At 65.4% G+C, this 25,585-nt stretch carries 30 protein-coding genes and 1 pseudogene; 17 read left to right on the forward strand and 14 right to left on the reverse strand.

The features are described 5' to 3' along the window. Positions 1-58: 58 nt before the first annotated feature. The 9 genes from ACH438_RS41370 (at position 59) to ACH438_RS41410 (ending at position 7,959) form a co-directional block, all read left to right on the forward strand. Positions 59-997: a 3-oxoacyl-[acyl-carrier-protein] synthase III C-terminal domain-containing protein gene (locus ACH438_RS41370; protein WP_397015825.1), complete on the forward strand. Its 939-nt coding sequence runs from the start codon at positions 59-61 to the stop codon at positions 995-997. Positions 998-1,033: 36 nt separating this feature from the next. Next, a complete protein-coding gene (locus ACH438_RS41375) occupies positions 1,034-2,407 on the forward strand; it encodes an ATP-grasp domain-containing protein (protein WP_397015827.1) in 1,374 nt (457 codons plus the stop codon). 13 nt (positions 2,408-2,420) lie between these two features. Then, positions 2,421-3,728, forward strand: a complete 1,308-nt coding sequence (locus tag ACH438_RS41380) for a type III PLP-dependent enzyme (RefSeq protein WP_397015829.1) — start codon at positions 2,421-2,423, stop codon at positions 3,726-3,728. Beyond that, positions 3,725-3,979 (forward strand): acyl carrier protein, encoded by a 255-nt coding sequence (locus ACH438_RS41385; protein ID WP_397015831.1) that lies wholly within the window; start codon positions 3,725-3,727, stop codon positions 3,977-3,979. The genes ACH438_RS41380 and ACH438_RS41385 overlap by 4 nt, the downstream gene beginning before the upstream one ends. Positions 3,980-3,983: 4 nt before the next feature. Beyond that, on the forward strand, positions 3,984-4,862 hold the full coding sequence (locus ACH438_RS41390) for a hypothetical protein (RefSeq protein ID WP_397015833.1): 879 nt from the start codon (positions 3,984-3,986) through the stop codon (positions 4,860-4,862). A gap of 13 nt (positions 4,863-4,875) precedes the next feature. After that, entirely contained in the window at positions 4,876-5,523 is a 648-nt protein-coding gene (locus tag ACH438_RS41395; protein ID WP_397015835.1) for a 4'-phosphopantetheinyl transferase family protein, read from the forward strand. Positions 5,524-5,644: 121 nt separating this feature from the next. Continuing rightward, on the forward strand, positions 5,645-6,313 hold the full coding sequence (locus tag ACH438_RS41400) for a LuxR C-terminal-related transcriptional regulator (RefSeq protein WP_397015837.1): 669 nt from the start codon (positions 5,645-5,647) through the stop codon (positions 6,311-6,313). Between the two features lie 28 nt (positions 6,314-6,341). Then, positions 6,342-7,286 carry an alpha/beta hydrolase gene (locus ACH438_RS41405; RefSeq protein ID WP_397015839.1) on the forward strand — a complete coding sequence of 315 codons (945 nt, stop codon included), beginning with the start codon at positions 6,342-6,344 and terminating at the stop codon, positions 7,284-7,286. Between the two features lie 295 nt (positions 7,287-7,581). Beyond that, positions 7,582-7,959 carry a cupin domain-containing protein gene (locus ACH438_RS41410; protein WP_397015841.1) on the forward strand — a complete coding sequence of 126 codons (378 nt, stop codon included), beginning with the start codon at positions 7,582-7,584 and terminating at the stop codon, positions 7,957-7,959. 12 nt (positions 7,960-7,971) lie between these two features. Here the strand turns inward: ACH438_RS41410 and ACH438_RS41415 are convergent. Next, a pseudogene (locus ACH438_RS41415) lies at positions 7,972-8,622 on the reverse strand (SDR family NAD(P)-dependent oxidoreductase); the annotation flags it as partial. Positions 8,623-8,736: 114 nt separating this feature from the next. Here ACH438_RS41415 and ACH438_RS41420 point away from each other — a divergent pair. The 3 genes from ACH438_RS41420 (at position 8,737) to ACH438_RS41430 (ending at position 11,171) form a co-directional block, all read left to right on the forward strand. Beyond that, complete coding sequence (locus tag ACH438_RS41420) at positions 8,737-9,420, forward strand: TetR family transcriptional regulator (RefSeq protein ID WP_397015843.1); 684 nt, start codon at positions 8,737-8,739, stop codon at positions 9,418-9,420. 99 nt (positions 9,421-9,519) lie between these two features. Beyond that, entirely contained in the window at positions 9,520-9,918 is a 399-nt protein-coding gene (locus tag ACH438_RS41425) for a PPOX class F420-dependent oxidoreductase (RefSeq protein WP_397015845.1), read from the forward strand. Between the two features lie 104 nt (positions 9,919-10,022). Beyond that, on the forward strand, positions 10,023-11,171 hold the full coding sequence (locus tag ACH438_RS41430) for an alpha/beta hydrolase family protein (protein WP_397015847.1): 1,149 nt from the start codon (positions 10,023-10,025) through the stop codon (positions 11,169-11,171). 44 nt (positions 11,172-11,215) lie between these two features. On the opposite strand, the gene ACH438_RS41435 is transcribed toward ACH438_RS41430, so the two are convergent. From ACH438_RS41435 to ACH438_RS41445, 3 genes are all read right to left on the reverse strand, one after another. Beyond that, a complete protein-coding gene (locus tag ACH438_RS41435) occupies positions 11,216-11,806 on the reverse strand; it encodes a hypothetical protein (protein WP_397015849.1) in 591 nt (196 codons plus the stop codon). A gap of 61 nt (positions 11,807-11,867) precedes the next feature. Further along, complete coding sequence (locus ACH438_RS41440; protein ID WP_397015851.1) at positions 11,868-12,920, reverse strand: alpha/beta hydrolase; 1,053 nt, start codon at positions 12,918-12,920, stop codon at positions 11,868-11,870. Between the two features lie 48 nt (positions 12,921-12,968). Next, positions 12,969-14,360 carry a pyridoxal phosphate-dependent decarboxylase family protein gene (locus ACH438_RS41445; protein ID WP_397015853.1) on the reverse strand — a complete coding sequence of 464 codons (1,392 nt, stop codon included), beginning with the start codon at positions 14,358-14,360 and terminating at the stop codon, positions 12,969-12,971. 130 nt (positions 14,361-14,490) lie between these two features. Here ACH438_RS41445 and ACH438_RS41450 point away from each other — a divergent pair, with 130 nt between their 5' ends. Continuing rightward, positions 14,491-15,048: a GNAT family N-acetyltransferase gene (locus tag ACH438_RS41450; protein WP_397015855.1), complete on the forward strand. Its 558-nt coding sequence runs from the start codon at positions 14,491-14,493 to the stop codon at positions 15,046-15,048. A gap of 29 nt (positions 15,049-15,077) precedes the next feature. After that, complete coding sequence (locus tag ACH438_RS41455) at positions 15,078-15,731, forward strand: TMEM175 family protein (protein ID WP_397015857.1); 654 nt, start codon at positions 15,078-15,080, stop codon at positions 15,729-15,731. A gap of 47 nt (positions 15,732-15,778) precedes the next feature. Here the strand turns inward: ACH438_RS41455 and ACH438_RS41460 are convergent, their stop codons facing one another. The 3 genes from ACH438_RS41460 to ACH438_RS41470 form a co-directional block, all read right to left on the reverse strand. Further along, positions 15,779-16,234 carry a universal stress protein gene (locus ACH438_RS41460; protein ID WP_397015859.1) on the reverse strand — a complete coding sequence of 152 codons (456 nt, stop codon included), beginning with the start codon at positions 16,232-16,234 and terminating at the stop codon, positions 15,779-15,781. A gap of 65 nt (positions 16,235-16,299) precedes the next feature. Then, positions 16,300-17,223 carry a PDR/VanB family oxidoreductase gene (locus ACH438_RS41465; RefSeq protein WP_397015861.1) on the reverse strand — a complete coding sequence of 308 codons (924 nt, stop codon included), beginning with the start codon at positions 17,221-17,223 and terminating at the stop codon, positions 16,300-16,302. Beyond that, the gene (locus ACH438_RS41470) at positions 17,147-17,785 is read right to left on the reverse strand and encodes a metal-dependent hydrolase (protein WP_397015863.1); all 639 of its coding nucleotides are present in this window, start codon (positions 17,783-17,785) and stop codon (positions 17,147-17,149) included. Before ACH438_RS41470 ends, ACH438_RS41465 begins: the two co-directional genes overlap by 77 nt. 282 nt (positions 17,786-18,067) lie before the next feature. Between ACH438_RS41470 and ACH438_RS41475 the strand changes: the two genes are divergently transcribed. Continuing rightward, the gene (locus ACH438_RS41475) at positions 18,068-19,702 is read left to right on the forward strand and encodes an acyl-CoA dehydrogenase family protein (RefSeq protein ID WP_397015865.1); all 1,635 of its coding nucleotides are present in this window, start codon (positions 18,068-18,070) and stop codon (positions 19,700-19,702) included. Positions 19,703-19,802: 100 nt separating this feature from the next. After that, positions 19,803-20,582, forward strand: a complete 780-nt coding sequence (locus ACH438_RS41480) for a PaaX family transcriptional regulator C-terminal domain-containing protein (RefSeq protein WP_397015867.1) — start codon at positions 19,803-19,805, stop codon at positions 20,580-20,582. A gap of 105 nt (positions 20,583-20,687) precedes the next feature. On the opposite strand, the gene ACH438_RS41485 is transcribed toward ACH438_RS41480, so the two are convergent. Further along, positions 20,688-20,996 (reverse strand): hypothetical protein, encoded by a 309-nt coding sequence (locus ACH438_RS41485; protein ID WP_397015869.1) that lies wholly within the window; start codon positions 20,994-20,996, stop codon positions 20,688-20,690. 345 nt (positions 20,997-21,341) lie between these two features. Beyond that, on the reverse strand, positions 21,342-21,713 hold the full coding sequence (locus ACH438_RS41490) for a hypothetical protein (RefSeq protein ID WP_397015871.1): 372 nt from the start codon (positions 21,711-21,713) through the stop codon (positions 21,342-21,344). Between the two features lie 104 nt (positions 21,714-21,817). Between ACH438_RS41490 and ACH438_RS41495 the strand changes: the two genes are divergently transcribed. Further along, positions 21,818-22,183 carry a GntR family transcriptional regulator gene (locus ACH438_RS41495; RefSeq protein ID WP_397015873.1) on the forward strand — a complete coding sequence of 122 codons (366 nt, stop codon included), beginning with the start codon at positions 21,818-21,820 and terminating at the stop codon, positions 22,181-22,183. 117 nt (positions 22,184-22,300) lie between these two features. On the opposite strand, the gene ACH438_RS41500 is transcribed toward ACH438_RS41495, so the two are convergent. The 5 genes from ACH438_RS41500 to ACH438_RS41520 all read right to left on the reverse strand — a co-directional run bounded on the left by ACH438_RS41500 (position 22,301) and on the right by ACH438_RS41520 (position 25,437). After that, positions 22,301-22,792 carry a hypothetical protein gene (locus ACH438_RS41500; protein WP_397015875.1) on the reverse strand — a complete coding sequence of 164 codons (492 nt, stop codon included), beginning with the start codon at positions 22,790-22,792 and terminating at the stop codon, positions 22,301-22,303. A gap of 45 nt (positions 22,793-22,837) precedes the next feature. Then, on the reverse strand, positions 22,838-23,131 hold the full coding sequence (locus ACH438_RS41505) for an inositol monophosphatase family protein (protein ID WP_397015876.1): 294 nt from the start codon (positions 23,129-23,131) through the stop codon (positions 22,838-22,840). Between the two features lie 79 nt (positions 23,132-23,210). Further along, complete coding sequence (locus ACH438_RS41510) at positions 23,211-23,879, reverse strand: response regulator (protein WP_397015878.1); 669 nt, start codon at positions 23,877-23,879, stop codon at positions 23,211-23,213. Continuing rightward, positions 23,876-25,042, reverse strand: a complete 1,167-nt coding sequence (locus ACH438_RS41515; RefSeq protein ID WP_397015880.1) for a sensor histidine kinase — start codon at positions 25,040-25,042, stop codon at positions 23,876-23,878. The genes ACH438_RS41510 and ACH438_RS41515 overlap by 4 nt, the downstream gene beginning before the upstream one ends. 98 nt (positions 25,043-25,140) lie before the next feature. Then, a complete protein-coding gene (locus ACH438_RS41520; RefSeq protein WP_397015882.1) occupies positions 25,141-25,437 on the reverse strand; it encodes a hypothetical protein in 297 nt (98 codons plus the stop codon). Between the last annotated feature and the right edge of the window lie 148 nt (positions 25,438-25,585).

Genomic DNA, 25,585 nt, shown 5'->3' on the forward strand with positions numbered 1-25,585 from the left:
ATAGTCGAAACATCCTCTCTCCCAAACCCTTCGAGCCCAGAAAGCAGGGTGACACGCGATGACCTGCCTGGAAGCGGTGGCCACCTATCTCCCACCGCGCAGCATCCCCATCGACGAGGCCCTGGCCGGACTCGACGTCAGCGACACCCAGATCCGCCTGTTCCGGCGCTTCTACGGCTTCTCCCACATCCGCCGCGACAGCCAGGCCCGGCTGGCCGACCAGATGCTCAGCACCGTCGCCGGACTCGAAGAACAACTGCGCGGGCGCGAGAAGCAAGTGCGCTACATCGTGCAGGCCCTCACCCTGCCCGTCGCCGCGCCCTACCCGACCAACCCCGTGCACGAAGTACGCCGCGCACTCGGGCTCGACCATGCCGCGACCTTCTGCCTGACCCAGCATGCCTGTGCCACCGGACTGCTCGCCTTGGACGTGTGCGGGCGACTGCTCGCCGCCGACAGCGATCCCGAGGCGCTGGCGCTGATCTTCACCGGCGAGAAGGCCTACAACGCCTACTCGCAGCAGTTCATCGTCGACACCGCCGTCATGGGGGAGGGCATGGCCGCGATCCTGGTGCGACGCAATGGCGATCACGACCGGATACTGTCCTACGCCACCCGCACCCACGGCCAGTTCAATCAAGCGCCCTGGCTGACCTACGAACTGGCGCGGGAATTCGATCGGCTCTATCCCGAGGCTCTCGCCGAGGTGCTGCAGGCGGCGGTCGACGATGCCGGGCTCACCCTCGATGACATCGCGCTGATCCTGCCGCACCACGTCAATCAGAACTCCTGGAAGCGACTGTCGAAGCAGATCGGATTTCCGATCGGGCGCATCTTCCTCGAGAACCTGCCCATCACCGGGCACTGCTTCTGCGCGGACCCGTTCCTGAACTACCGCACCGCGTGTGAGACCGGGCGGCTGCGACCGGGCGACTACTACATGATGGCCTCGGTCGGGCTCGGAGCGACGTTCTCCGCCATGGTCTTCCGCCACTGAGCAGCTTCCGCCCTCGAGAACAGGCCAGGACCAACCATGCGCGCACAGCCCGACGATTTCGGCACCCGGCTCAAAATCGCCGTCACCGGCACACCCGACACTCCTCTGGTCTTTCTCGGCAACTTCGAGATCGAAGACCGGTGGGCCATGGGCGAACCCGGCCTGCCCGGGGTGAGCTTCCCCGCGGGACGAGCCGTGGTGAACCGGATGGACGAATTCACCCTGCTACTGGCCGGCCCGGACGACCACGTCGTACTCAAAGCCGCACCCGATCCCGGGTATCTGAACTACCTCGACGAACTCGGACTCACGCCGCCGCACATCCTCACCATCGACCATCAGGACCCGCAGCACACCGTCACCGCCGATATCCTCGCTGATCACGCTACCCAGGATGCGTTACGGCGGCTCGGTCGCGGCGGCGCCCGGCTGCTCCCGCACGGTGTCTCGGACCTGGAAGAAGAGCTCGCCCAGGCGAGTGAAATTCCGCTGGCCGCACCGGCGGCCGCGGTCTGCAAACGGGTCAACAGCAAGATCTACAGTTGCCGGCTGGCCGAGGAATTGGCTCTGCGGCGCCCGCGGGGATGGGCCGCGGAGACCCTGGATGAACTCGACCGAGCCGTGGAACAGGCCCGGCTGCTGCTTGCCGACGGGCACACCGTCGTGGTCAAGGACGCCTACGGGGTGTCCGGGCGCGGGATCGCCGTGGTGGCCACCGTCGAGCGCCTCGATCGGTTGCAGCGCATGGCGATTCGCCGAGCCGAACGCGCCGGACATCGGCGCGCCGGACTCGTCGTCGAGGAGTGGGTCGCCAAACGCACAGACCTGAACTACCAGTTCACGATCGGCCGCGACGGCGACGTGCACTTCGACTTCGTCAAGGAGGCGATCACCGAAGCCGGTGTGCACAAAGGACACCGATTCCCGGCCGCACTCACCCCAGCCCAGGACGCCTTGCTGCGCGACAGCGCCCAGCGCATCGGCGCGGCGCTCGCGCGCGACGGCTACTTCGGCGTGGCCGGCGTGGACGCCCTGCTCGACCCCGACGGCGGGCTCTATCCCATGATCGAGATCAACGCCCGCAACAACATGTCCACCTACCAGGCCCGCATCCAGGAAACCCTCGGCACCGACGAGAATCCGGTACTCGCCCGCCACTATCCGGTGCGGCTGCGCGCCCCGCTCGCCTTCTCCGACCTGCGCCGCGCACTCAAAGGCATACTGCTCGAACGCGACAGCGACAGCGGGCTGCTGATCAACAACTTCGCCACCGTCAACGCCGCCGCACCGGCCGCCAGCACACCCTCGGACGGGTACGACGGGCGGCTCTACGGACTGGTGATGGCCCGCGACCCGCACCAGCTTTCAGCCATCGACACCGAGATCAGCACCCGCCTGGCGGCGCTGTAGAGAGGCAGAACCGATGAGCGACACCGAGATCCAAGGCCTCACTTACAGCGAACTCGCCCGCGAACACGGCACACCCTTGTTCGTCTACGACGGCGATGTGCTCGAATCCCAATACCGGCGACTGCGCGCACACCTGCACCCGAAGCTGGAGATCTTCTTCTCCCTCAAAGCCAATCCCAACATCAGCATCTGCGCGCTGCTGCACTCGCTGGGCGCACGAGCGGAGGTGTGTTCGCTCGCCGAACTGGTCACCGCCACCCGCGCGGGCGTCGCACCCGGTGACATCATCTTTCCCGGGCCCGGCAAGAGCCCGGTCGAACTCGCCGCCTGCCTCGATATGGGGGTGTACGCGATCATCTGCGAATCCTTCGGTGAGCTGGATCTGCTCGATCGGATCGCGGGGGAGCGCGGGCTGATCGCACCGGTCGCGCTGCGGGTCAATCCCGCCTTCGCGGTCAAAGGTTCCGGGCTCACCATGGGCGGCAAGCCGCGCCAGTTCGGCATCGACGAAGCACAACTCGACGAGGCTCCCGACCTCGTGCGCCGCTATCCGAACCTGCGGTTCATGGGCATCCACGTCTATATGGGCACCCGAATTCTCGACGAAGGGGTGATCGCCGAGAACACCCAGCGCATACTCGCGCTCGCGCAACGGCTGTCGGAGCAGCTCGGCTTCGCACTCGAGATGGTCGATATCGGCGGGGGACTCGGGATCGCCTACTTCGACGGCGAGCGCGATCTCGACCCGGCCCTGGTCGGCGAGCGGCTCGAACCGATCATCGCCGAGTTCACGGCCTCGCACCCGCGGACCCGGCTCGTCATGGAGCTCGGGCGCTACCTCACCGCCCTCGCCGGCACCTACGCCGTGCGAGTGCGATACGTGAAAACCTCACTGGAACAACAGTTCGCGATCACCGACGGCGGCACGCACCACCATATGGCGGCAGTCGGCATCGGGTCCTTCGTCAAACGCGACTTCCCGATGCGCGTGCTCTCCGGCGGTGAAGCCGGACCGGTCGGGACCTGGACCGTAACCGGACCCTTGTGCACTCCCAACGACACCCTCGCCAAACGTGCGGAGCTGCCGCCGCTGCGGCCCGGGGATCTGCTGGGCGTCGCCCGCTCGGGCGCCTACGGGCCCACCGCCTCACCGGTGCTGTTCCTCGGACACGGCGGTCCCGCGGAAGTGCTCGTCCACCACGGGCAGGCGTACCGGATCCGCGAGCGCGACACCGCCGAGGACCTACTGCGCCCCCAGCACCTGCACGACCTGACGGCCCGCACCGCGCCCGGACCCACCCGCGAAGGAACCGAACAATGAGCCAGCAGACCGCCATCGCCGACAAGGTCGTCCTCATCCTCGCCGCCATGGTGCACCGCGAGCCCGACACCCTCGAACCCGGCACCCGCCTCTTCGACGACCTCGGACTCGACTCCACCAGCGCCCTCGAACTACTCATGAAGATCGAGGACGAGACCGGCATCGAATTCGACCAGGACACCCTCGAACAACACCACTTCGAAACGGTGAGCTCGCTGGTCGGCTACACCCTCGACCAACTGGACGGATAACCGCGTGTACCTCGCGAAGCCCCACACCACCGCCACCACGGCGCCACCACTCGGACTGGCACGCATCGAAGTCCGCCACTTCGGGCGCGGCGAACCCTACAGCGCCGAATTCCTCGACTACTTCCAGGATCTGTCCGGGCAGTTCGGCCAGCCTTATCACCCGGACTACTTCGCCCAGGCCGCGCCGAACTCGTTCACCGCCATGGCGAGTGAGATCCTGTCCGCCGCAACCCCTCCGGATGAGACCTACGATCTCGCAGTCATCGCGCACACCACGCCCGACGCCAAACCCACCCGCCCGGCCTGCTACCTGGCGCAGGCACTGAGCGGCGACACGCTGTCCTTCGCCCTGTCCGAACAAGGGGTCACCGCACCGTTCACCGCCTTGCAGTTGACCCGTGAATACGCGCGCGACAGCTCATTTCGACGCGGGCTGGTGATGATCCTGGACCAGAGCTTCCTGTGGAACGGCGCCAGTGCCCAGCCGCCGCGCGGCACCCGCATGCCAGGACGCGATGCCGCGGTGGTTCTCATCCTCGAACCCGCCGGCGCGCTCGGGCCGGTGACGACGCTCAATCTCGCCGATGTCGGCCCGGCTGAAGCACGCGAACTCGTCGACGCCCACCTGCATGAGGCGGCCGCCACCGGAATCCCGACCACCACCATCGCCGGGGCCGGCGTGGACACCCGCGCCGGTGACGGAGAGCAGCTGTACTGGGCCGCAGCGGATCTGCCCTGCGCCGGATTGTGGACGGCCTTCGCCGAGCGGCTACCGCAGTGGCAGCGGACCGGACAGCGCGTGGAGCTCATCGACTACGACCCCGTGCTGCGGTATCTGTCGCTGTGCACCATCGAGGTGCCAGGCGGCAGCACCGAATCCTGAACCGGCGCAGACAATGCCCGTCGTCCCGCCCGGTGAGGTTCACCTCTGGACCATCGCGGGGGCGGCCGTGGAACTGCGCATATCAGCCCGGGCGGCTACCCGCCGCATCCTCGGAGCCTATCTGGATCAGCCACCACATCGGCTGCGCTGGCGCACAGGTGAATTCGGCAAGCCCGAGATCGAAGGCTGCTCGGGCACGCTGAGCTTCAACCTCACGCATTCCGGAGAATTGGCCCTGCTGGCGGTGACCGGGGGACGCTCGGTAGGTGTCGACCTGGAAGCCCCGCGCAGTGGATTTCCGGCGGTCGCCTTTGCCTCCCGTTACTTTCCGTCTGCCGAGGCTGAGCTGGTACGCAACGCGCGATCAGCGCACCCGGCCTTCGCGCGGCTGTGGACTCGCAAGGAAGCATGCGTGAAGGCCGCGGGAGTACGCCTGGCCCAAGGACTTCGGCTGCCCGTCGCCGGTACGGCAGGCACCGTCATCGTGCGCGATCCCCGGCAGGCTCTCCCCGGCCTGTGGACGGTCACCGACCTGAACGTCCCCGCCGGGTACACCGCCGCCGTGGCACTAGCGGGCACACAGCCTGCCGCCGTGATTCCTCAGACGTGGCGCCCCGGACCCGAATCCGCAAGTAAATTCGTGCAATTGGCACGATCGTGACACTCCGGACGGCAGTATGCTGCCGTCAGCCGGTCCCGCTCGGCACACTTTTATGCAGAGTCGCGCACCCCGTCCCGCTGTTAAATTGAAATTCAGCGAAAAATGCGGATAGGGGATCACCGTGACCGAAGCTTTCGTCGAATACACCAGGCCTGCACTGGGCGGCCAGACAATTCACGCCCTCCTCGTCGACAATGAGGTATTGAGCCGCGAACTCGGCGCCGCCTTGCGCCGCGCCCCCGGCATCGGCGCCATCCACCACTGCGCCGACTGGTCCGAACTCGAACGCCGCCTGCGCACCGGCCGCATCGACGTCCTGATCGTCACCGCCGCCGCAGCACCACGCCTACGAGCCTTGGGCCGCAGCATCTCCCGCCCCCGAGTACTCATGCTCCTGGACGAACCACAGGCCGCCAACCTGGGCCCCCTCGCCACCCTGCCCATCGACGGATTCCTGTTGCGCCAAGAACTCTCCACCCGTGCACTCCACGATGCACTGCACCGGATGGCCATCGGCGAAATACCTATGCCCGCCACCCTCACCCGGCAATTACTCGGCCGCGCCGCACCCGGCGATAATCTGCGCCCGGTCTCCCTCACCGCCCGCGAGAATGAAACACTCACCCTGCTTGCACAGGGCTTGAGCAACAAACAAATCGCGCGCTGGCTCAAGATCTCCGAACACGGCGTCAAACGTCTCGTGGGCAGCGTCCTGCTCAAACTCGGATCCCCGAATCGCACCACCGCGGTCGTCACCGCGATGAAATACGGCCTCATCGAATGCCACTGACAACCCCGCGACACGATCGGAGGCAGCGATGACCGGACTACATCCGCAAACCGAAGCAGTACTACAACTGATGACCGCCGCCTACCCCGACATCGGCACAACCATCACCGATCCCGCCGAAGCCCGGCGACTACTCGCCCGCGTCAAGCAACCACCGGCCATGCCACTGCCGCGCGTGGAAGACCGGACCATCTCGGGACGATCAGCACTACCGATCCGCATCTACTGGCCCAGAACCCAATCCGCCCCACCCCCGGTGATCGTCTACTTCCACGGCGGCGGCTTCGTCCTGGGCAGCATCGACACCCACGACGGCTTCTGCCGCACCCTGGCCGCCGGAGTCCCCGCCATCGTCATCGCCGTCGACTACCGCCTCGCCCCCGAACACCCCTACCCAGCCGCCGTCGAAGACGCGCAGGCCGCACTGGACTGGGCCCACGCCAACGCCCACGAGCTCGGCGGCGACCCACAACGCCTCGTGCTTGCCGGCGACAGCGCCGGAGCCAATCTCGCCGCCGTCACCTGCCTACGCGTGCGCGACCACGGCGGACCCGCCATCGCATTCCAACTGCTCGTATATCCCTGGGTGGACTTCCTCTCCGACCTGCCATCGCGCCACGAGAACGCTGACGGTTACTACCTCACCGCCGCCCATCTCGACTGGTTTCAACGCCAGTACCTCGAAAACCCCTCCACGGCAGCACATCCGGACATCTCGCCACTGCGTGCCCCCGATCTGCGCGACCTGCCCCCAGCGATGGTGCTCACCGCCGAATACGACCCTCTGCGCGACGAAGGCGAGGCCTACGCCGCCCGCCTCACCGAAGCCGGCGTCCCCACCCACCTCTACCGCGCCGAGGGCCTGTTCCACAGCTTCTTCGCCATGACCGAGTTCCTCCCCGGCGGCCGCGAAGCAGCCGAAAATATCTGCGCCACAATCCGATCCGCGGTGGTCGCAGACCCCGTCCACTGACCTGCGTCGGTATCGCGAGCCTGATCGATCAGCGCTGAGCCGCGACGATGTAGCCACTGGCAGTGGCTGACAGTGCACTACCAGCACCGTCGGACAGTATTCGCGACCATGACGAACATGACAGCGACGAAGAGACAGATGGCGCCAATCAACTGCCCAGCGTCGCGGCCATTCTCGTTACCTCGCACGTAATCGCTTCTCACCGCGACGCGTCGCAAACTCATCCCGGATCACTCGAGTGGTCTTCCCCCACAGCTCGTCGCTGAGCCCCGCTCAGCCAGAGAGGACCGCTTCCATGGCCGTCATCCGTTCCACCGAAACCCGCCGCTCCGAAACCGGAGCCGGCGTCATGACCACCTTCGCCTCACCCACCCTGGGCGGCGCAGGCAGCGCCGTCTGGCGAGTGGAAGTCGGCGCAGACGTCGCAGGCCCCCTGCACGTCTTCGACGCCGAACAAGTCTGGGTCTTCGTCGAAGGCGGCGCCACAATCGAACTCGGCGACCAAACCGTCTCCGTCACCGCAGGCGACACCGTCATCATGCCCGCCGGCACCCCACGAAAAGTAGCCGGCGACCCAACCCTCGGCTTCTCCGCAATCGTCACCGCCCCCGCAGGAGCCAAGGCAGGCGTCCCCGGCGGCGCGACAGGCGCCACCCCGCCCTGGATTCAGTAACCCGGGTAGGGATTAGTGGTTGATGGGCAGGTCCACCGGATAATCGGCACCGGCGTCGGCAGAGGCCGAAATGGCTTGCCAGGCTGTGGCTTCGGCGATCTGGCTGCGGGAGTAGCCCAGGGCCATCTCTGTCGCACCGGCACCCAGGAGTAGATGGCTGGGCAGGTTGTCGGCGTGCACGATCCGCACGAGGATGTCCGCGGCCCGGTCGGGATCACCGGGCGCGGCACCCTTGCCGAGCAATTCGGCCATCGCTCCGACGGTATCGCGGTACTCCTGGGGAATGTCGTCGACTCGCATCGACGGACCGGCCCAGTCAGTGGCGAAGCCGCCGGGTTCGACCACCAGGTAGCGGATTCCGAACGGCGCGGTCTCAACGGCCAGGACGCGGGTGAACCCGTCGACCGCGAACTTGGCTGCCTGGTAGGAGCCGAGTCCGGGAGTGCGGCCGACGCGTCCGCCGACCGAGGAGAACTGGATGACGATGCCCGTGCCCTGCTTCTTCAGTAGCGGGATCGCGGCCGTGGAGACGTTGTAGACGCCCCAGAAGTTGGTCTCGAACTGTCGGCGGAAGTCGGTTTCGCTGGTGGTCTCGACGGGGGAGAGGTTGGCGTAGCCGGCGTTGTTGACCACCACATCGATCCGGCCGTACCTGTCGAAACCCTGCCCGAGCGCATCGGCGCACTAGTACAACACCGTTGCGCTATTAGCGCAACGGTGTTGTGTTAAATATGGACATACTGCAACAATGTTTCGTTATGGTTGTATGTTTGAGGGGTGACTGATTTGGACTTCGCCCGCGCCCGCACTCCCGAGGCCAAGCGTGCCCGGCAGGAAACGATCCTGGCCGCAGCCACTCGGCTCGCCACCGCTGCCAGCGTGCGTGAGGTTACGGCGAGTGCCATTGCTGACGAAGTCGGCATGCATAAGTCGGCGATGCTGCGCTACTTCGAAACTCGCGAGGACATCTTCCTGCAACTGGCAGCCGACGCGTGGGGCGAATGGTCGAGCGCGGTCCGTGTCGAACTCGAAGATCTCGCCGCCGGTGGACGCCACGACTGGGACCAGGCCGCCGCGCATGAAGTCGCCTCCGTCGTTGCGCACTCGCTCGTCGCTCGTCCGCTGTTCTGCGACCTGCTCGCGCAGACGCCACTGAACCTCGAGCGCAACGTCTCTCAGGAGAAGGTCAAAGCATTCAAGCTCCGCGCCCTCGCTGCGGTGGCCGAAATAGGCTCCGCGCTCTGTGTTGTCACGCCCCTGCAGCTCGACCAGGCCCGCAGCGTCGTCGCCACCGCCACCGCGATGGCCGGCGCCATGTGGCAGATGGCCGCCCCCGGCACGAACCTCCGGGCCTTCTATGAATCCGAATCCGAACTCGCCCACGCCATCGTCGATGTCGAGCCTTCACTGACCGACCTTCTCGCCACCCTGATGATCGGCTACGTCGCCCGCTCGATCTGAAATCTAGCACCGCTAGACAATCTTGCATGCCGGTGTTACCTTTGCTTTAGTTTCTAGCGATGCTAGAAGAATCTCGAATTGACCTGAGGAGCAACGGACATGGCATTCACGATCAACGAGCAGAAGTTCCTCGCCGAGGCCGGGATCGGCCGGCTGGCCACGGTCTCGCCCGACGGCGTCGTGCAGAACAACCCGACCGGCTATCGGGTCAACGACGACGGCACGATCGACATCGGGGGTATGCGGATGCGAGGCAGCCGGAAGTACCGCAATGTCGAAGCGGGCAGCCGCGTGTCGTTCGTCGTAGACCAGCAAGTTTCCTTGGATCCCTACGTGATTCGCGGCGTTGAGGTGCGCGGCACGGCCGAGGCTCTCGACGACGAGGAGCCGCCGTTCCCGTCCCAGGAGCGCGCGGTCATCCGTATCCACCCCGAAAAGGTCATCTCCTGGGGTATCGACACCGAATCCTTCGACTTCACCAGCCGCAGCGGCGAGTAGTCGACCCCTTCGCCCAGTGGGGGATCGGTTGACGACGGCGGTGTGAGGTAACGTCGCCTCGGATCCCGGCAGAGCCGGATGCTGGAATTGGGCGGGGAGAGTTCATGTTCGGTCGTTTGGCTGCGGTGAGTGCCGCGGTAGCGGTGTCGGTGCTGCAAGCAGGAGCGGCGCAGGCCACACCCGCACCGGGCATGCTGCCGGCGCCGGGCGGGCCCCTGCCGGTCGGCACCACCACCATGCATCTGGTGCAGCACGGCCGACCCGACCCGTTCGCCCCGGGCAGTGACCGCGAGCTGATGGTGTCGGTGTTCTATCCAGCCGCTGATGTCACGAATCTGCCTCGCGCACATGCGGTGTCCGCCGTCGTGCTGCCCGCGTTGGAGCGGCAGCTCGGGGTGTCACTGCCGGTGCTGCTGTCGAACTCGTACCAGGACGCACCGGTCGCGGCGGGCTCGTATCCGGTCGTGCTCTTCTCGCCCGGGCAGAGCACCCCGAGACTGCTGGGCACCGGCGCCGCAGAGGAACTGGCCAGCCGAGGCTACGTCGTCGTCACCATCGACCACACCGGCGACTCCCCGGTCATCGAGTTCCCCGGCGACCGGATAGTCGGTCCCGCACCGCAATTCACCTCCCTGCCCGGCGGACAGCGGCGCGACATCCAGGTCGCCGACGTGGAATACGTGCTCGACGCATTGACCGCACTCCATGCCGGCACCGACCCCGATGCCGAGAACCGCCCGCTGCCCTCCGGTTTGGGAGCAGCACTCGACCTCACCCACCTCGGCGCCTTCGGGCACTCACTGGGCGGCACCACCATGGTCGAGGCAGCAGCCCAGGACCCGCGCATCGACGCCGTCCTCGACCTGGACGGCGCAGTCGCCGACAACGAAGACTGGGGCAAGTCCGGCACCGACGGCGTGCGCCAGCCGTTGCTGGTGCTGCGCAGCGAGCAAACCATCGACAATGGCTCCGGACACGGCGCCTTCGACGCGATGCTCGATCACGCCCACAGCTGGAAAACCGAACTGGAACTGACGAACTCCGCCCACAACGACCTCACCGACCTGAACCGGCTGATCCCCAGCCCGACCTACATGGGCGCCAACGCGGTCGTCGGCCCCATCCCTCCCGCCCGCGCCGATGCCGCCGTGCGCACCACGGTGACGAGCTTCTTCGACAAATTCCTCCGCGGCAACGAATCAACCGCCCTGGAACACCCGGAGACGATCCCGGATATCACCGTCATGCGCTGAGACCAGTCATCCTGGGGTCGAACCGAATTCGCATGTGAACGGGTTCAGTCGAGCATCACCAGCACACATTCGTCCAGGTCGGCTGCTAATCGATACAACGTGGCGTACTGGCCCAGCAGATCGAGCAGATAATCGCGATCCCTCGGACCCTTGTAGACGCCGGATGCTTCCATCGCCTCGGCATCGAACAGCCGTGATGCGTCCTCCACGCTGTTGTCAACGAAATCAGCTACGATGCGCGCAGTATCGGGTCGGACGAACCGCAGCGTAATCCCTTGTCCCCCAGTCGCACCCGAAGCGAACGGCTCAGCCCCGAATACTGCGATCTCGGCCAGCCCTCCGGGATTCCGCCCCTCGTCCGCACGGCGGTTCGGTGCAAGTAACCAGTAGACAGCGTCCCATGCCCGCGTGGAGAAGGTCCGGTCCAGAATGCCGGGCCGCTCCCTCACGATCTGGCGCGCAACCGGGGCCAGCTCCAGCCAGATCGGATCATCCCAATACGGCGAACTCGCAACGTCAGTGGTAGCCAAACTGGCGAAAAGTGCGACTGCATTCTCTGCGGCCTCACGATCCCAGATCGCGCGTTCCAACAGCGGTTCATAAGGAAGCGCCCGATACCGAGCATCGATAGCCATTCCAAGATCATAGTTATCGGCTATCGGATCGACTGCTCTGCAGGATCGTATAATCGACAGTTCAGGCGAGGCCAGCGAGGATGGCCGCCAGCTCGCGGGCTTGCAGGATGACACCGACGTGTCCAGCTGCCAGGGTGTGGACGTCGAAGGGGTTGTCCGGTGTGAGGCGGTCTGCGTCGTCGATCATCTTGGTGGCCAGCGCCGGCGGGATGACGTTGTCTTTCGTGAGCACGATATAGCTGTGGGGTACCCGTCCCCAGGTGTCGGCGTCTACTCGGGCGTCGGCGAAGTTGGTCTGTGCGCCGTCCTCGGGCTGCATGCCGTAGTTGATCACCGTCAGTGTCTGCGTGAGGGGGGCTTCGGGCATGTTTGTCAGCCGAAAGTCTTCCAAGGCATCGGGATCGGGGGAGCGGAGGTTGAAGCGGATGAGTCCGCGCGATACCGGCTCCATGCCCAGGAACAGCGAGTGGTCGGCGTTTGGGATCGGCACGTTTTTGAGCGCCTCGGGGGTCTGGCTCAGGGCCGTGGCGCTGGGTGCGTCGGCAGTGGACGGGCAGAAGGCGGAGAGGTAGACGAGCCGGTCGACGGCCTCGGGTATGGCGTTGCCGACCAATCCGATCGTGATGCCGCCGAGGCTGTGCCCGACCAAGATGACCGGCCCGTGGCGGCGCACCTTCTGGACCACATCGATGACGTGGGCGACGTTGTCTTGTACGGTGATTGCCGCCATCGGTGACGACGAGGCAGCGAAGGCGGCAATGTCCTGCGCCTGGTAGGTCAGTGGGATCGAGGCGTCGAGCCCGTGCCCAGGGAGATCCACCGGCAAGCTGCGATGGCCGAGCAAGGCAAGTTCACGGACTACGGGAGCCCAGTAGAAACTATTGCCCGTCAACCCGTGCACGAACACGAATGTCGGAGCAGCAGTGGATTTTTCGGCATCACGGTGAGCGAGTTCGGTCATCGAGTTCCTTTCAGCGCAACTTTCACTCTGCGCCGAACGGTAGGTCGCCTCTCGTGGTTGCTCAACGAGGACATCGCCGGACATTTCGATTTCCGCAGGTGGAGCGATGATCGCGAATGCAATGACCATGCCGGAAAACGCAAGAGCGGGCATGCCTTTTGCAATGGGGTGGCGCTGAACGCATGCCCGCTCAACGATGCGCTACTGAAGCTCCTCGGCCGCTTTCGTGATCGCAGCGCCTGCCTGCGCCACATCGTCAGGAGTGGTCCGCCAGTTGCTGAAGGCGGAGCGAATGGCGGGAACTCCTTGGTAAACCGTTGGCGTAACGAAGGTTTCGCCGGTATCGGCGATCGCCTTGATCAGTGCGCGCACCCGATCCGCCGTGGGTCGGTCGGCGAGGGTGAAGCAGACGACGTTGAGGCGGACCGGAGACAGCAGCTGGAATTGGCCGGTGGCTGCCAGCACCTCGCCGAGTTGCGCCGCACAGGAGATGTTGCGCTGCACGATGTCCTGATGTCCCGCGCGACCGTACGCAGTGAGCGTGAACCACGCAGTGAGCGCGCGCAGCCTGCGTGAGTTCTCCGGCACCAAGTGGCCGAAATCCGGCACACCGGTGGGGGCGGTGAGGTACGCGGCGGAATTCAGGAAGGCACGAACCTGCAAGTCCTGGCGGCGGGTGAACTGCACGGCCGCGTCATAGGGCACATTGAGCCACTTGTGCAGATCGACGCACACCGAATCGGCCGCCGCCAACCCGTCCACCAGATGCGCGTGTTCCGGCGAGAGTGCCGCGAACGCGCCGAAGGCGCCGTCGATGTGCAACCAGAACGGATAGCGCTCCCGTAGTGCGGCAATGGCGCGCAGATCATCGAAATCGACGGTGTTCACAGTGCCCGCGTTGGCGACCACGATGGCGGGCCGACCGTCCAGCGCTTCCAGGGCCTCGGCAAGCCGCTCGACATCGACGGCCTCACGATCGGGCAGGGTCGGCACCGATTGCACACTGCTGCGCCCGATCCCGAGCATCGACAGAGATTTGAAGATGCTCGAATGCGGAGTCCCCGACAGCACAGTCACCCGACCGAGTGCACCGACACCGTCCTCGGCGACCGACACCCCGAGCTGTTCGCCCAACCACTCCCGCGCAATAGCCAACCCGACAAAGTTCGACATGGTCGCCCCGGTAACGAAGGCGCCCTTATGCTCGGCCAGCCCGAACAGCTCTCCGATCCAATCGATCGTCTCCCGCTCCAACTCGCTCGCCGCGGAATCCTCGCCACTCATCGCGTTCTGATCGAGCACGCTCGTCAGCCAGTCCCCGGCGATGGCAGCCGGTGTCGCACCACCGGTGATGAATCCGAGATACCGCGGCCCCGCACTTCCTGAAAACCTCGGCTCCCAACGCCGCCGGAACTCCGAAAGCGCTTGATGCAGACCATGTCCAGCATCCGGCAACGTGGCCCCACCCTGTGCTTGCGGCGGTATCGCCACCGGTCGCTTTTCCAGCCCGCGCAGGATTTCCCCCGCCTCGACGCTGACGACATTCAGCAGCGCGGTCACGTCCGCAAGGTCTGCGGCAAGTTTCGTATCCACCAGTCCTCCAGATCACCCGTTCCTGCTTGCGACACTACGAACCACGCCCCCGCCTTGTCCGCGTCCACTCACCAATCACTGGACCTCCCCTCCAGGAGAACTGGTCCGAGTTCTGAGTAAGGTGTAGTGAATGGTTCACGGTGAGATCGGCGTGAATGACATTGCAGCCCAGATCATCAGCACCGAACGGTTGGATCTGATCCCGCTTCGAGTCGATCACTCCGAAGAGATGGCCGCTGTCTTGTCCGACCCGGCTCTCTACCGTTTCATCGGCGGCAGTCCCGACAGCGCGGCGGACCTGTGTTCCCGCTACCGGCGCCTGACGGCGGGGTCCCCCGACCCCGGCGTCTCGTGGCTGAACTGGGTGATTCGGCTATGCGACGAGTCGTGCCTGACCGGAATGGTCCAAGCAACGATCGGCCCCGGCGAACACGGCCGGATCGCCGAAATCGCCTGGATGGTGGGAACCCCGTGGCAGCGACGAGGCATCGGCGCGGAAGCCACCCGAGGACTGGTGGACTGGCTCAGCCGCCAGCCGAACGTGCAGGCCGTCATCGCCCACATCCACCCCGAACACCTGGCATCCGCCGCCGTCGCCACCGCCGCCGGGCTGACCGCCACCAGCTGTCAACACGAAGGCGAAATCCGTTGGCACCGAAGCGTGGGCCCGGCGCGGCTGAACTCGTAGAACGGAGTCGTTCTCGTAAAGTCCTGGTCATGACCGACGCGTCGACCGAGGAAGTCCCCGTTCGGCCGCTGAATCCTTCCAGGGTGGAAGCGTTCAGTGATGGCGTGATGGCAATCGCCATCACGTTGCTGGTGATCGATATCCGGCTGCCGGAGAGCCAGGACGATTTGCTGAAGCAGCTGCTGGGGCTGTGGCCGAGTTACCTGGCCTACTTGGGATCGTTCGCCACCATCGGGGTGATCTGGCTGTCTCACCACGCTTTCTTCGCCCGCATCCGGCAGGTGAATGGTCTGCTGCAGGTCGGGAATCTGCTGGTGCTGCTGTGTGTGGCCTTTCTGCCTTTTCCCACCACGGTCTTGGCGCATCATCTCGAAGATGGTGGCCGGAATGCCGGCGTTGCCACCGCTTTCTATTTCCTTACCGCCGCGGTTCAGGCGGGCGCCTGGATCGTGATGTGGACGGCCGTGCGTCGGGACCCGGCGCTGTTGAGGCCGGGCTACTCGGCGGACGTCGCTCGGGTCGAGACCCGTCAGGCGGTCATCGGATTTGTGGCGCTGGCCGCGGTTGGGGTGATAGGGCTGGTCGTGCCGATTGTTGCGCTGGTCCTCTACCTGGTCGCTGTGGTGGGTTATGCCTTGCCGGTAATGGCTTGGCCGCGTCGTGTGCGCGGACGGGCGGCCTGATCTTGCGTCGGGGTTGTTCCGGTGGCGTGCCGGCTGGGCGTATGGATTCAGCCGGTGGTGTGTACGACCATCACATCGCAGGGAGCCTTCTGCGCGAGTTCAGTGGCGACCGAACCCAGCCAACGTCCGGATAGCGTGTTGACTCCCTTGTTGCCCACCACGATCAGGTCGGCCGCGGGACCGGACGCCGCCACGGCGAGTAGTACTCCCACCGGCTCGCCGATGACTGCGCGCGTGTCGACGATCGAAGCGCCTGCCCGCTTGGCCAATTCGCGGGCGGAGCGCAGGAGCTCTTCGGTGGGAGCGGATCCACGGACCAGGTAGGACTCGTTCTTGAGTACGTCTGCTGTGGATCGGACGCGGCGGGCGGGGACAGGCTCGTAGGCGCATGCGATGACGAGTTCGGTCCTTGCGGCGGAGGCGATTTCACCGGCTTTCACGACTGCGTTCAGTGAGGTGTCGGAGCCGTCCGTGCCCACGACGATCCTTCTGTAGGCGGCCATTTCATCCTTTCGTCGGACACGAGGAGGTTGCGGAGACAACACATTCGGGTCGAATGCGGTCGGCGTCAGAGATCGAGTACGAGACGGTCGCTTCGGGCACGAGATACACAGATCAGCATCGAATCGGCCTGCTCCGATACGGAGAGGCGGTGGTCTCGGTGATCAGGTGTGCCGGCCAGGACGCGGGTTTTACAGGTTCCGCAGAAGCCTTGCTGACACGAATAGCCGACATTCGGGCGGTGCTTGCGAACGACGTCGAGTAACGTCTCGTTCGCCGACACTTCCACGATCTCACCGGTCGAGGCGAACTGCAATTCGAACGCCGTGCCGTCCACCACAGGTGCGGCACTGAACCGTTCGAAATGGAACGCGACCGCGTCGGTGTCGTCGATCATGGTGCGCACCGATTCGATCATCGGCGGCGGACCACAGACATAGACCGCCGTGCTCGTCAGGTCCGTGCCGAGAAGGTCTGCGGCAGTGGGTAGTCCGTGCTCGTCGTCGAGGCGGATTCGGGTGCGCTGCGGATCCCAGGTCGTGATCTCCGGCAGGAAGGGCAGCGAGTCTTCGCTGCGTCCGCAGTAGACGAACCGCCAATCCATGTGCAGGCGTTGCGCTGCGCGCACCATCGGCAGGATCGGGGTCACTCCGATTCCGCCGGCGATGAACAGTGCTCTGGGACTGTATTGGAAGGGAAATCCGTTGCGAGGGTGACTGATTGAGAGCATGGTACCGACCGGCAGTGCGTGCAGGTCGCGGGATCCACCACCTCCTGCGGGGATGCGGCGAACCGCGATGCGGTAGGTGTGCCGGTCCTGCGGATCTCCGCACAACGAGTAGGACCGTTGCCGTCCCGAGGGCAGATACACGTCGAGGTGGCAACCCGGTTGCCAGCGCGGCAGTTCCACGCCGTCAGCGCGCGCGAAGGTCAGCTGCACGACGTCCTGGTCCGTGGCGACGATCTGCCGGTTTGTCAGTTCGACGCTCAACCTGGCCTCGTTCGCGGGCGGCAGTCCCCGGCCCGGCGCGAAGTCCCGGGCCGCGGTGCGACGGATCCACAGCAGGTCCAGTGCCGCTGCGAGTCTGGTGAAGAGCCAGTCGTCGACCGCAGTGTCCGACAGCGCCGGCGATGATCGCCAGCCGTTCGACGAGGTAGTTCTGTGCGCGCAGCGCGGTCAGCGGACGCGGGCCGAGGAACTGGCCGAACAACCATTCGCCGCGCGCGAGGAAGGCGTGATAGTCGATTCCCTTGGCGTCGAGGAACTCTTGGATGCCCTCGTGCGCATGCGCGTGCACGGACTCCTGGCCGATGAACCCGATCATCTCCTCGCGCAGTCGCTCGTCCTCGACCAAGGGCAATGCCTCTTTGTAGGTGGCGACGAACCACCGCTCACCGGCGGGCAACAGCAGGTTCATGACATTGAGCAGGTGCGTGGCGGCGGGGTTGCCGAAGACGAAGTGCGCCGGCATCGCCGACCAGTCGAAGGCGACTTCGCGGGCTTGCAGTGTCAGGTTCTCGACGGTCGGGACGTCGCTGTCGAGGAGCTCCATTGCTCTTCTCCTTGGTGGGTGGCGCGCGTCAGGTGAGACATCGGATTTATGACTGATACTGACGGTAACACACAGTGCATGTAAGCGATAAGGGTCAATCTTGCGTTTGACCTTCGCAGGAAACTACCGAACAAGTGACCAGTGGAGTTGATCTCGGGCAGCACCCAGGTCGCCAGCAGAATTACATGAGTGCGCCAGCTGTTCAGAAGATGTAATCTTCTGGTGCGCAGTGCGCCCGTCTGGCGGGGCGTGCGAAGCCACTCGAACGGAAGGCGCCCGGCAATGGCTACACACGAGGTCCTCAATCAAGCGATCCAACCGACCGGGCTGAACGCCGCCGACTACCCACCGATCGCGGAGGCACTCACCCGCGCGGGCGCATCGCAACGATTCGACGAGGTACTCGCGGCGGGCCGGCTGGCGGCCAGCGCGCACGTCCTCGAACTCGGCGACCTGGCCGAAGCTCACCCACCGGTGCTGAAAACCCATGACCGCTACGGACATCGGATCGACGAGGTGGTCTACGACCCCGCCTACCACCAGCTGATGCAGCACGCCGTGGACCTGGGCCTGCACGGGGCAGCATGGGCCGACACCCAACCACACCCGCACCTGACCCGTGCTGCGAAGTTCCTGGCCTGGGCGCAATCCGACGCCGGGCACATGTGCCCGATCGGCATGACCTACGCGGTCATCCCCGCACTGCGCCACAACCCGGAACTGGCGGCGCAGTACGAATCCCGGCTCACCGTGCGCGAATACGATCCGGTGCTGGCCCCGCCGACCTCGAAACGCTCACTGCTGGCGGGCATGTCGATGACCGAGAAACAAGGCGGCTCGGATGTCCGCGCGAATACCACACGCGCCGTCGCCATCTCGGACGGCTCGTACCGCATCACCGGGCACAAATGGTTCACCTCCGCGCCGATGTGCGACTTCTTCCTCACCCTCGCTCAAACCGACGCGGGCGTGACATGCTTCCTCATCCCGAGGATCCTGCCCGACGGCAGCCGCAACAACTTCTTCCTGCAACGACTCAAGGACAAACTCGGCAACCACTCCAACGCCTCGAGCGAAGTCGAATACGACAACGCCATCGGCTGGCGCGTGGGCGCCGAAGGCCGCGGCGTGCCGACCATCATCGAGATGGTCAACATGACACGCCTGGACTGCACCATCGGCACCGCCGGACTCATGCGCACCGGCCTGCAACAGGCACTGACGCACGCAACCCAGCGAAAAGCCTTCGGCGCGTACCTGATCGACCAACCGCTGATGCGCAACGTCCTGGCAGATCTGGCCACCGAAACCGAAGCCGCCACCACGACCGGTCTCTGGTTGGCCGGACTCACCGACGACGCGGTCACCGGCGACGAGCATGCCGCCGCACTGCGCCGAATCGGTCTGGCGGTCAGCAAGTACTACATCTGCAAACGCGGCCCGGCCTTCGCCGCCGAAGCCCTCGAATGCCTCGGCGGTAACGGATACGTCGAGGAATCACGGATGCCTCGGCTTTACCGCGAGGCCCCGCTACCGTCGATCTGGGAGGGCTCGGGCAATGTCGCCGCACTCGACGTACTGCGCGCGATGGCCAAACAGCCACAGGTGCTGACGGTGTTCTTCGACGAGGTGAAACAGGCTGCAGGCGCGGACAAGTCGCTCGATCGAGCAATCGCCTCCCTCGAGAAGCAGTTCGCCGACTTCGACACCATCCAGTATCGGGCGCGCTCGGTGGTCGGAGCCATGGCCAAGGTCCTGCAGGGCTCGCTGCTGGTGCGCTACGGCAATCCCGCCGTCGCCGATGCCTTCACCGCCACCCGGCTGGGCTCGGACTGGGGCGATGTCTTCGGCGCGCTGCCGACCGGCATCGACGTCGGAACCATTCTCGAACGCGCGACACTGAAGGAGAACGACTGAAACTCCGCCGCACCCCGGCCGCCGCGGAGCTGTCGCGATCTGCTGCGGCCCGCGCCACGTAAGGTCGATGCGAACCGGACATATCGAGGAGGGTGCAGCGGTGACGACAGCGAGGATCGACGAGTCCGCGTCACATCCACGCCGTCTCACCGCCCGCTCGATGATCCTGAGCGCCTTCCTGGGCGCCCCCGCCGAAGCCAAGGCGAGCGAGATCCTGTCCCTGGCCGCCCTGCTCGGCCTGCAGGAATCAGCAGTGCGAGTCGCCCTCACCCGCATGGTCGCCGCAGGCGACCTCGAACGATCCGACGGCTACTACCGCCTCTCGCCACGACTGCGAGCACGCCAAGCACGACAAGCCGAAGCCCACCACCCCCACGTACTGGCGTGGAACGGCCAATGGACGATGCTCATCGTCACCCGCATCGGCGAAGCCGCAACCGAGCGCACCTCACTACGTGAAACCCTGCGCCAGTTACGCTTTCGCGACATGCGCGACGGCGTCTGGACCCGCCCCAACAACCTCGACCTCGCCCTCCCACCCCACGTCGCCGAACGCGTCACCGCCTTCACCGCGACCCCCATGGCGAACGCACGCGAACTGGCCGACGAACTCTTCGCACCGGGGGAGTGGGCAGCCACCGGCGAACAACTACTCACCGAAATGTCCGCCGCGGCCACACTCGCCGACCGATTCGAGATCGCCGCGGCAATCATCCGCCACCTGCTCGACGATCCGCTACTCCCCGCAGAGCTCTCCGATCCGCACTGGCCCGGTCCCCGGCTGCGCGCAAGCTACGACCGATTCGGCCGCGAGTTCGCCGCCATGACCGAAGCCCACCTCGGCCGCAGCTTCGTAGCCGAAATCAGCGAGCCCATGTAGAGCGTCGGTGACCGAGCCGGTCAATGTGGTGCGGCGGAAGCGCAACTTGGTCGGGACCATCTGAGGCCGGCTCGGGTGTGGCCCGCGTGCGGCACAGCTGAATTGCTATTCGCCGTCGGCGAATTCGACGACGTGCAGCCGGAACGGGAGCAGCTTTTCCGGTTCTACCCATCCGGCCCGGACGGTAGTGATGATCGGCCGGTCCAGGTGGCGCGCGACCGAGATGGTGTGTGCGGCGGTGACGTCGATGGGTTCGGTGGCCACAGCCCACACATCGGCCAGATCTCTCGCCTCGTCGAGGTTCTCGAGCTCGGGAATACCTAGGGACGCATTGTTTTCGATGACACTGACCAGCTCGTCACCTCGAGTATCGGAAAGCCCGACCAACGCTGTCGACAGCGCCGTGCTCGGCACCGCCAGCCGAATTTTCGCGGCCGCTCAGCACGGCGAGCAGGTTTCCGACGCCCGCATCACCGAGGGCGTAGGCACGCAGCAGACGCTCATCGAGCACGTAGCCGGCGCTCACCGGGTGGCGGCGTGCTCGTCGGCGAGTGGATTGTTTCGTCGCGATCGACGTTTTCCGGTCAGTTGACATGGCTCCCAGCATCGCTGACATAGCGCGACTATGGCCTCAGTTCGGGTGCAGAAATCGTCCCCGCCCCGCGCCAACGTATGAGTACGCCGTGTCCACGGTGCTGTGACAGCGACGTGTCGATCGACGGACAGTGCGCCGTATGACCGCGAGTTCGGTCTCCTGGGTTATTTCTCGGTCCAGACCTGTAAGCACCACCAGAGGGACGCGGTCATGGACAGGCATGCGCCGGCGGCCATGATCGCGAGGATGGGGTGGAAGATGATTTCGGCGTGGCCATAGGCCGGATGTACGTCGGGCAGTAGGGCGATTCCGATGGCCGTCACGCTGATCACGGCGAGGGCTTCAGTGGCGGCGAGGAACACCAGTGCGATGAGTCCACCGTGTGCTTCTCCCATGGAGATCAGCCACACCGTCGCGACGATGAGCAGTGCGGCGCCGCCGAGCACGATTCCAGGTGCGGGGGTGCCGCAGTGGGCCATGGCCGAGCGTAGTCCGGTGACGGCAGAAGGCTGGGTGGGCAGGTTTTCGGTCGACACGCTGCGCGAGTTTGCCAAAGCGACTGGGCGTGTGAGCGTAGAGCCCTTATCGGGCTCGGACGGTGGTGACGATCGCCCTGCATGCGAGAACCTGGAGTCCCGTGATGGCCGATCCCGATCGCAGACTGTTCGTCGAGCGCCCGGAACGACTCACCGAACGAGAACTCGGTGAACTGACCGGCGTCAGCCGAACATCCCTGCGAGAGGCGCTCCGAAGCCTGCAAGCCGAGGGCCTGGTCGAGACCTCCGAGGCCCGCGGAATCCAAATCGCAGTCCTCACCGAGACCGTAGTCGGCGAGTTGGACGACGTCCGTGCACTATTGGAAGCCACCGCAGTCGAGCTGTGCGCACGAAACGCCTCCGACGCCCAGATCGACGAACTGCGGGCAGCGGTCCCCGGAAACTCGATCCTCGAGCAGGTTTTCGGGTCCATCGAGGCGAGGATCCATCAGCGGCCCATGCCCACGTAATGGCAGCCAAAACAGCCGCTCTCGCCGCGTTGGCCGCTCGTGGTGCCGGGGCGAGATGACGCTGAGATCAGCAGTTGCGCGGATCGTCGGACTACGGAGTCTGTATGTTACCGAGGCTCATTCGTCGAATTCGTCCGGCATCCCGAGTCTGCGCATGACCGCACTGATGCGGTCCTCCGATAGCGGTGGAGCTACCCAACCGTGTGCCTGGACATGGTCCATGAAATCGGAGGGCGGAGCGGCTCGATACCAATTGACGTAATCGTGCCATGCCAGTGGCCAAACCCATTCGCCATCGGTCATCACACCGATACGCACACCTGAGCGTGTGTGGTCGGGCGCGAAGGGGTCTTCGATCCATCCCGGTGCCGCGACCAGGCACTCCGCGGACTGCAGATAGCCGAGCAGACGCTCGGCCTGTGCGGTCGACAAGGTCTCCGGTGCGGCGTCGAAATCTCCGCCGTGTTCACCAATTCGGTAGGGTGCGTGAACTTTTGGCATCCGTCCTCGATCGAGGCTGTCATGACGGCCAGTCGGCGAGCGACGGCCTTCTTGAACGCTGGACGCGACCAGTTGATCTTTCGAAGCGCGCGGTGACCGGTTGGTCACGCGGGAAGCGGTTGAGCGGGCATACCGGATCGGATCGGTAGTCGGTCAGTGTGTGCCGGCTTCGCTCTCTAGCTGACCGACGATGATTTCGACAAGCGCCGCATGGGTTTTTGTGTCTGCTGCGGTTACCAAACCATATGGTGGTGCGTCGATCGGCTGTCCGGCCAGACCGGTGACGACGCATCCGGCGGCCTCACACAACGCGATTCCACTCGCAAAATGCACGCTGTCGCGCAGGTCGCCATCGGTGATGTATGCCGCGCGGCGCCCGGCCGCCACCCACGGCACGGCGAGAGTGGTCGAGAGCACGCGCGCGCCGAAGTTCGATGTCGGTTTCACTCACTCCGGCACCGTACTGCCAGGACCCACCCATCGCGCTATCGCATTTGAGAAGATGTGCCAGGACACTGCGGGCCGTTCAGACCAGTCCGTGTTCGTGGGCGAAGACCACGATCTGCACTCGGTCGCGCAGGTCCAGTTTGCGGAGGATCGCACCGACGTGGGTCTTGACCGTGGATTCGCTGGCGAAGATCAGGTGTGCGACTTCGAGGTTGGAATTGCCCTTCGCGACAGCGGCGAACACCTCCTTTTCCTTGTCGGTGAGACTGGCGTACGTCTCGGGAACGGCTGCACGGGTGCGGAATTGACCTTCGAGCAGGATGGTCAGATCGTGTCGGGCGAGGACCGCGTTGCCGGTGTGGACGGTGCGGATCGCGTCGCAGAGCATGGCGGGTTTGGTGTCTTTGAGCAGGAATCCACTGGCGCCGTAGCGAATTGCGGTCGCGGCGCGGTCGTCGAGGTTGAACGTGGTCAGCACCAGCACCCTCAGCGGTTTGGTGCGCAGGGCGGCGCGTTCGGGGGAGAAGAGCTGCCGGGTCGCCTCCACACCGTCCATGTCCGGCATGCGGATATCCATCAGAACGACGTCGGGCTCGAGTTCGTCGGTCCGGTTCAGTGCTTCGAAGCCATCGGCGGCGTGGCCGACGACCCGCATCCCGGGCTGTGCGTCGATGATCACCGCGACGCCGGTGCGGAACAGCTCCTGGTCGTCGACCAGGAGCACGCGGATTTCCTCGGCGTCGCTCACTGGACGAGTCCACTCGCCGGAACCCACGCGGTCGCGGTGAAGTTAGCGGCGCCAGGGTGGCCCGAGCCCTGGCATCGAATATCGAGCCGGCCGCCGACCGACTCCAGCCGCCGCCGCATCCCATCGAGTCCCTGCCCGCCCGCGTCGGGCTGCGCTGGTGCTTCTGCCGCTACTGCATTGACCGTCTTTATCTGCAATGTGTCTGCTGTCCAATGCAATTCGATCGCAATCGGGACGTCTCTGCTGCCGTGGCGAATAGCGTTGGTGAGCATCTCCTGCAGTACGCGGTAGGCGGCGGTGGCCAGTTCGGGCGCCAGCGTACGAGCGGTCCCGATCTCGTCGACGACGATGTCAGGGCCGCCTGCCCGGACGCCCTCGACCAGGGAAAGCAGCTCGCCCGGACCGGTATCGGAGGGCTTGGTCGCGGCGAGGACCTGCCGGACGTCCTGCACGGAGGTGCGAGCCAGGTCCGCGATATTCGCCATCGAGGTCCGCAAGGCGGCGGTGTCGGAGTCGGGGATGAATTGGGCGGACTCGGCCAGCACCAGAATCACTGCCAGCGAATGCCCGACAACGTCGTGGACGTCTCGGGCGAGCCGGGCCTGTTCCTCGCGTAGTCGCGCGATCTCGCTGGCCTGTTGACTCGCCCGGTACGCGCTGGCGGCGTCGGCTTCCGCCGCGCGCTGGGACGCGAGTGCTTCGGCTGTGCGGTCGGCGGAGCGGCGCTGCGAATGCCCCGCCAGCCAGCACACACCGAACAGGGCAACCACGAGCAGCGTTCCGTAGGCACCCAATCCGAGGTAAGCGAGCACTCCGGCAATCGGAACCGACGCCGCACCCGCCATCGCGGTAGCCGTGCCGCCCCAACGGGCGGTCGCGAACACCACCACGCCGGCCGCCGCTTGGGTCACCAGGATCGGTGCGCCTACGACGAGCTGGAATCCCGCGATCACCCACAGCACACCTACAGCCACACCCGGCCGGCGCCAGCCGAGACCGATCGCCACCGCCGTGCCGACGATGGCGGGAACGAGAGTGCCGCGGTTGGGAAATTGGTTGTAGTGGATGCTGATCAGTGCCTCGATGATCCCTGCCAGCAACACCACCAGCGCCGTCGAAACCGCACGCGTCCAGTCGCGCGAGACGGCGCGGACGACACTCACCTGACCTCCTGGAGACACGAGAAGGAAATATCCGGCAATCGAACCACGACGCGCTGCGGGACCCGAAACCACCGGGTCCCGCGTCGCGTCGGAGAGTCTCAGTGGTCGTGGCCAGAGCGGCGTGAGTCCGACCGCACGACACCGAATCGGACGAGGACGCCGACAATGAGGACGCTCGCCCCGAACATGCCGGTGATCAGTCCCAGCAAGGCTGCCGGCTGACCGGTTGCACCGTTGGCCGAGTCGGCGGCGAAAGCGCCGATAACCAGCAGCACCGAGGTGGCCACCGAGAGTCCGCCGAGCACCCACACCGTGCGGAACATGCCGACCTGGGCAGCGGTGGCGTTATCACGCCACCGCGGACGGATCGGGACGTTGTGATCGCTGGTACTCATGTTTTCCTCCTGGGGATTTCCGCTGTCGTGGAATCGATCTGGCGCATCCGCCGAGCGGGCTCGGCGATCGGCCTACTCCCACCTTCGCTCCATCCGGTTACCGAACGCCTCCACCTCGAGTACCGAACAACTGGCCACAGGTGCCGTG

It is taken from the genome of Nocardia sp. NPDC020380 (assembly GCF_044386975.1).
Lineage (GTDB): Bacteria > Actinomycetota > Actinomycetes > Mycobacteriales > Mycobacteriaceae > Nocardia.

Coding starts and splice junctions, on each gene's coding strand:
- ACH438_RS41495 (WP_397015873.1), top strand. CDS start 21,818: ATGGCCGATCCCGATCGCAGACTGTTCGTCGAGCGCCCGGAACGACTC.
- ACH438_RS41425 (WP_397015845.1), top strand. CDS start 9,520: ATGGCATTCACGATCAACGAGCAGAAGTTCCTCGCCGAGGCCGGGATC.
- ACH438_RS41385 (WP_397015831.1), top strand. CDS start 3,725: ATGAGCCAGCAGACCGCCATCGCCGACAAGGTCGTCCTCATCCTCGCC.
- ACH438_RS41375 (WP_397015827.1), top strand. CDS start 1,034: ATGCGCGCACAGCCCGACGATTTCGGCACCCGGCTCAAAATCGCCGTC.
- ACH438_RS41395 (WP_397015835.1), top strand. CDS start 4,876: ATGCCCGTCGTCCCGCCCGGTGAGGTTCACCTCTGGACCATCGCGGGG.
- ACH438_RS41440 (WP_397015851.1), bottom strand. CDS start 12,920: ATGCCCGCTCTTGCGTTTTCCGGCATGGTCATTGCATTCGCGATCATC.
- ACH438_RS41475 (WP_397015865.1), top strand. CDS start 18,068: ATGGCTACACACGAGGTCCTCAATCAAGCGATCCAACCGACCGGGCTG.
- ACH438_RS41450 (WP_397015855.1), top strand. CDS start 14,491: ATGGTTCACGGTGAGATCGGCGTGAATGACATTGCAGCCCAGATCATC.
- ACH438_RS41460 (WP_397015859.1), bottom strand. CDS start 16,234: ATGGCCGCCTACAGAAGGATCGTCGTGGGCACGGACGGCTCCGACACC.
- ACH438_RS41405 (WP_397015839.1), top strand. CDS start 6,342: ATGACCGGACTACATCCGCAAACCGAAGCAGTACTACAACTGATGACC.
- ACH438_RS41410 (WP_397015841.1), top strand. CDS start 7,582: ATGGCCGTCATCCGTTCCACCGAAACCCGCCGCTCCGAAACCGGAGCC.
- ACH438_RS41380 (WP_397015829.1), top strand. CDS start 2,421: ATGAGCGACACCGAGATCCAAGGCCTCACTTACAGCGAACTCGCCCGC.
- ACH438_RS41430 (WP_397015847.1), top strand. CDS start 10,023: ATGTTCGGTCGTTTGGCTGCGGTGAGTGCCGCGGTAGCGGTGTCGGTG.
- ACH438_RS41470 (WP_397015863.1), bottom strand. CDS start 17,785: ATGGAGCTCCTCGACAGCGACGTCCCGACCGTCGAGAACCTGACACTG.
- ACH438_RS41520 (WP_397015882.1), bottom strand. CDS start 25,437: ATGAGTACCAGCGATCACAACGTCCCGATCCGTCCGCGGTGGCGTGAT.
- ACH438_RS41455 (WP_397015857.1), top strand. CDS start 15,078: ATGACCGACGCGTCGACCGAGGAAGTCCCCGTTCGGCCGCTGAATCCT.
- ACH438_RS41435 (WP_397015849.1), bottom strand. CDS start 11,806: ATGGCTATCGATGCTCGGTATCGGGCGCTTCCTTATGAACCGCTGTTG.
- ACH438_RS41370 (WP_397015825.1), top strand. CDS start 59: ATGACCTGCCTGGAAGCGGTGGCCACCTATCTCCCACCGCGCAGCATC.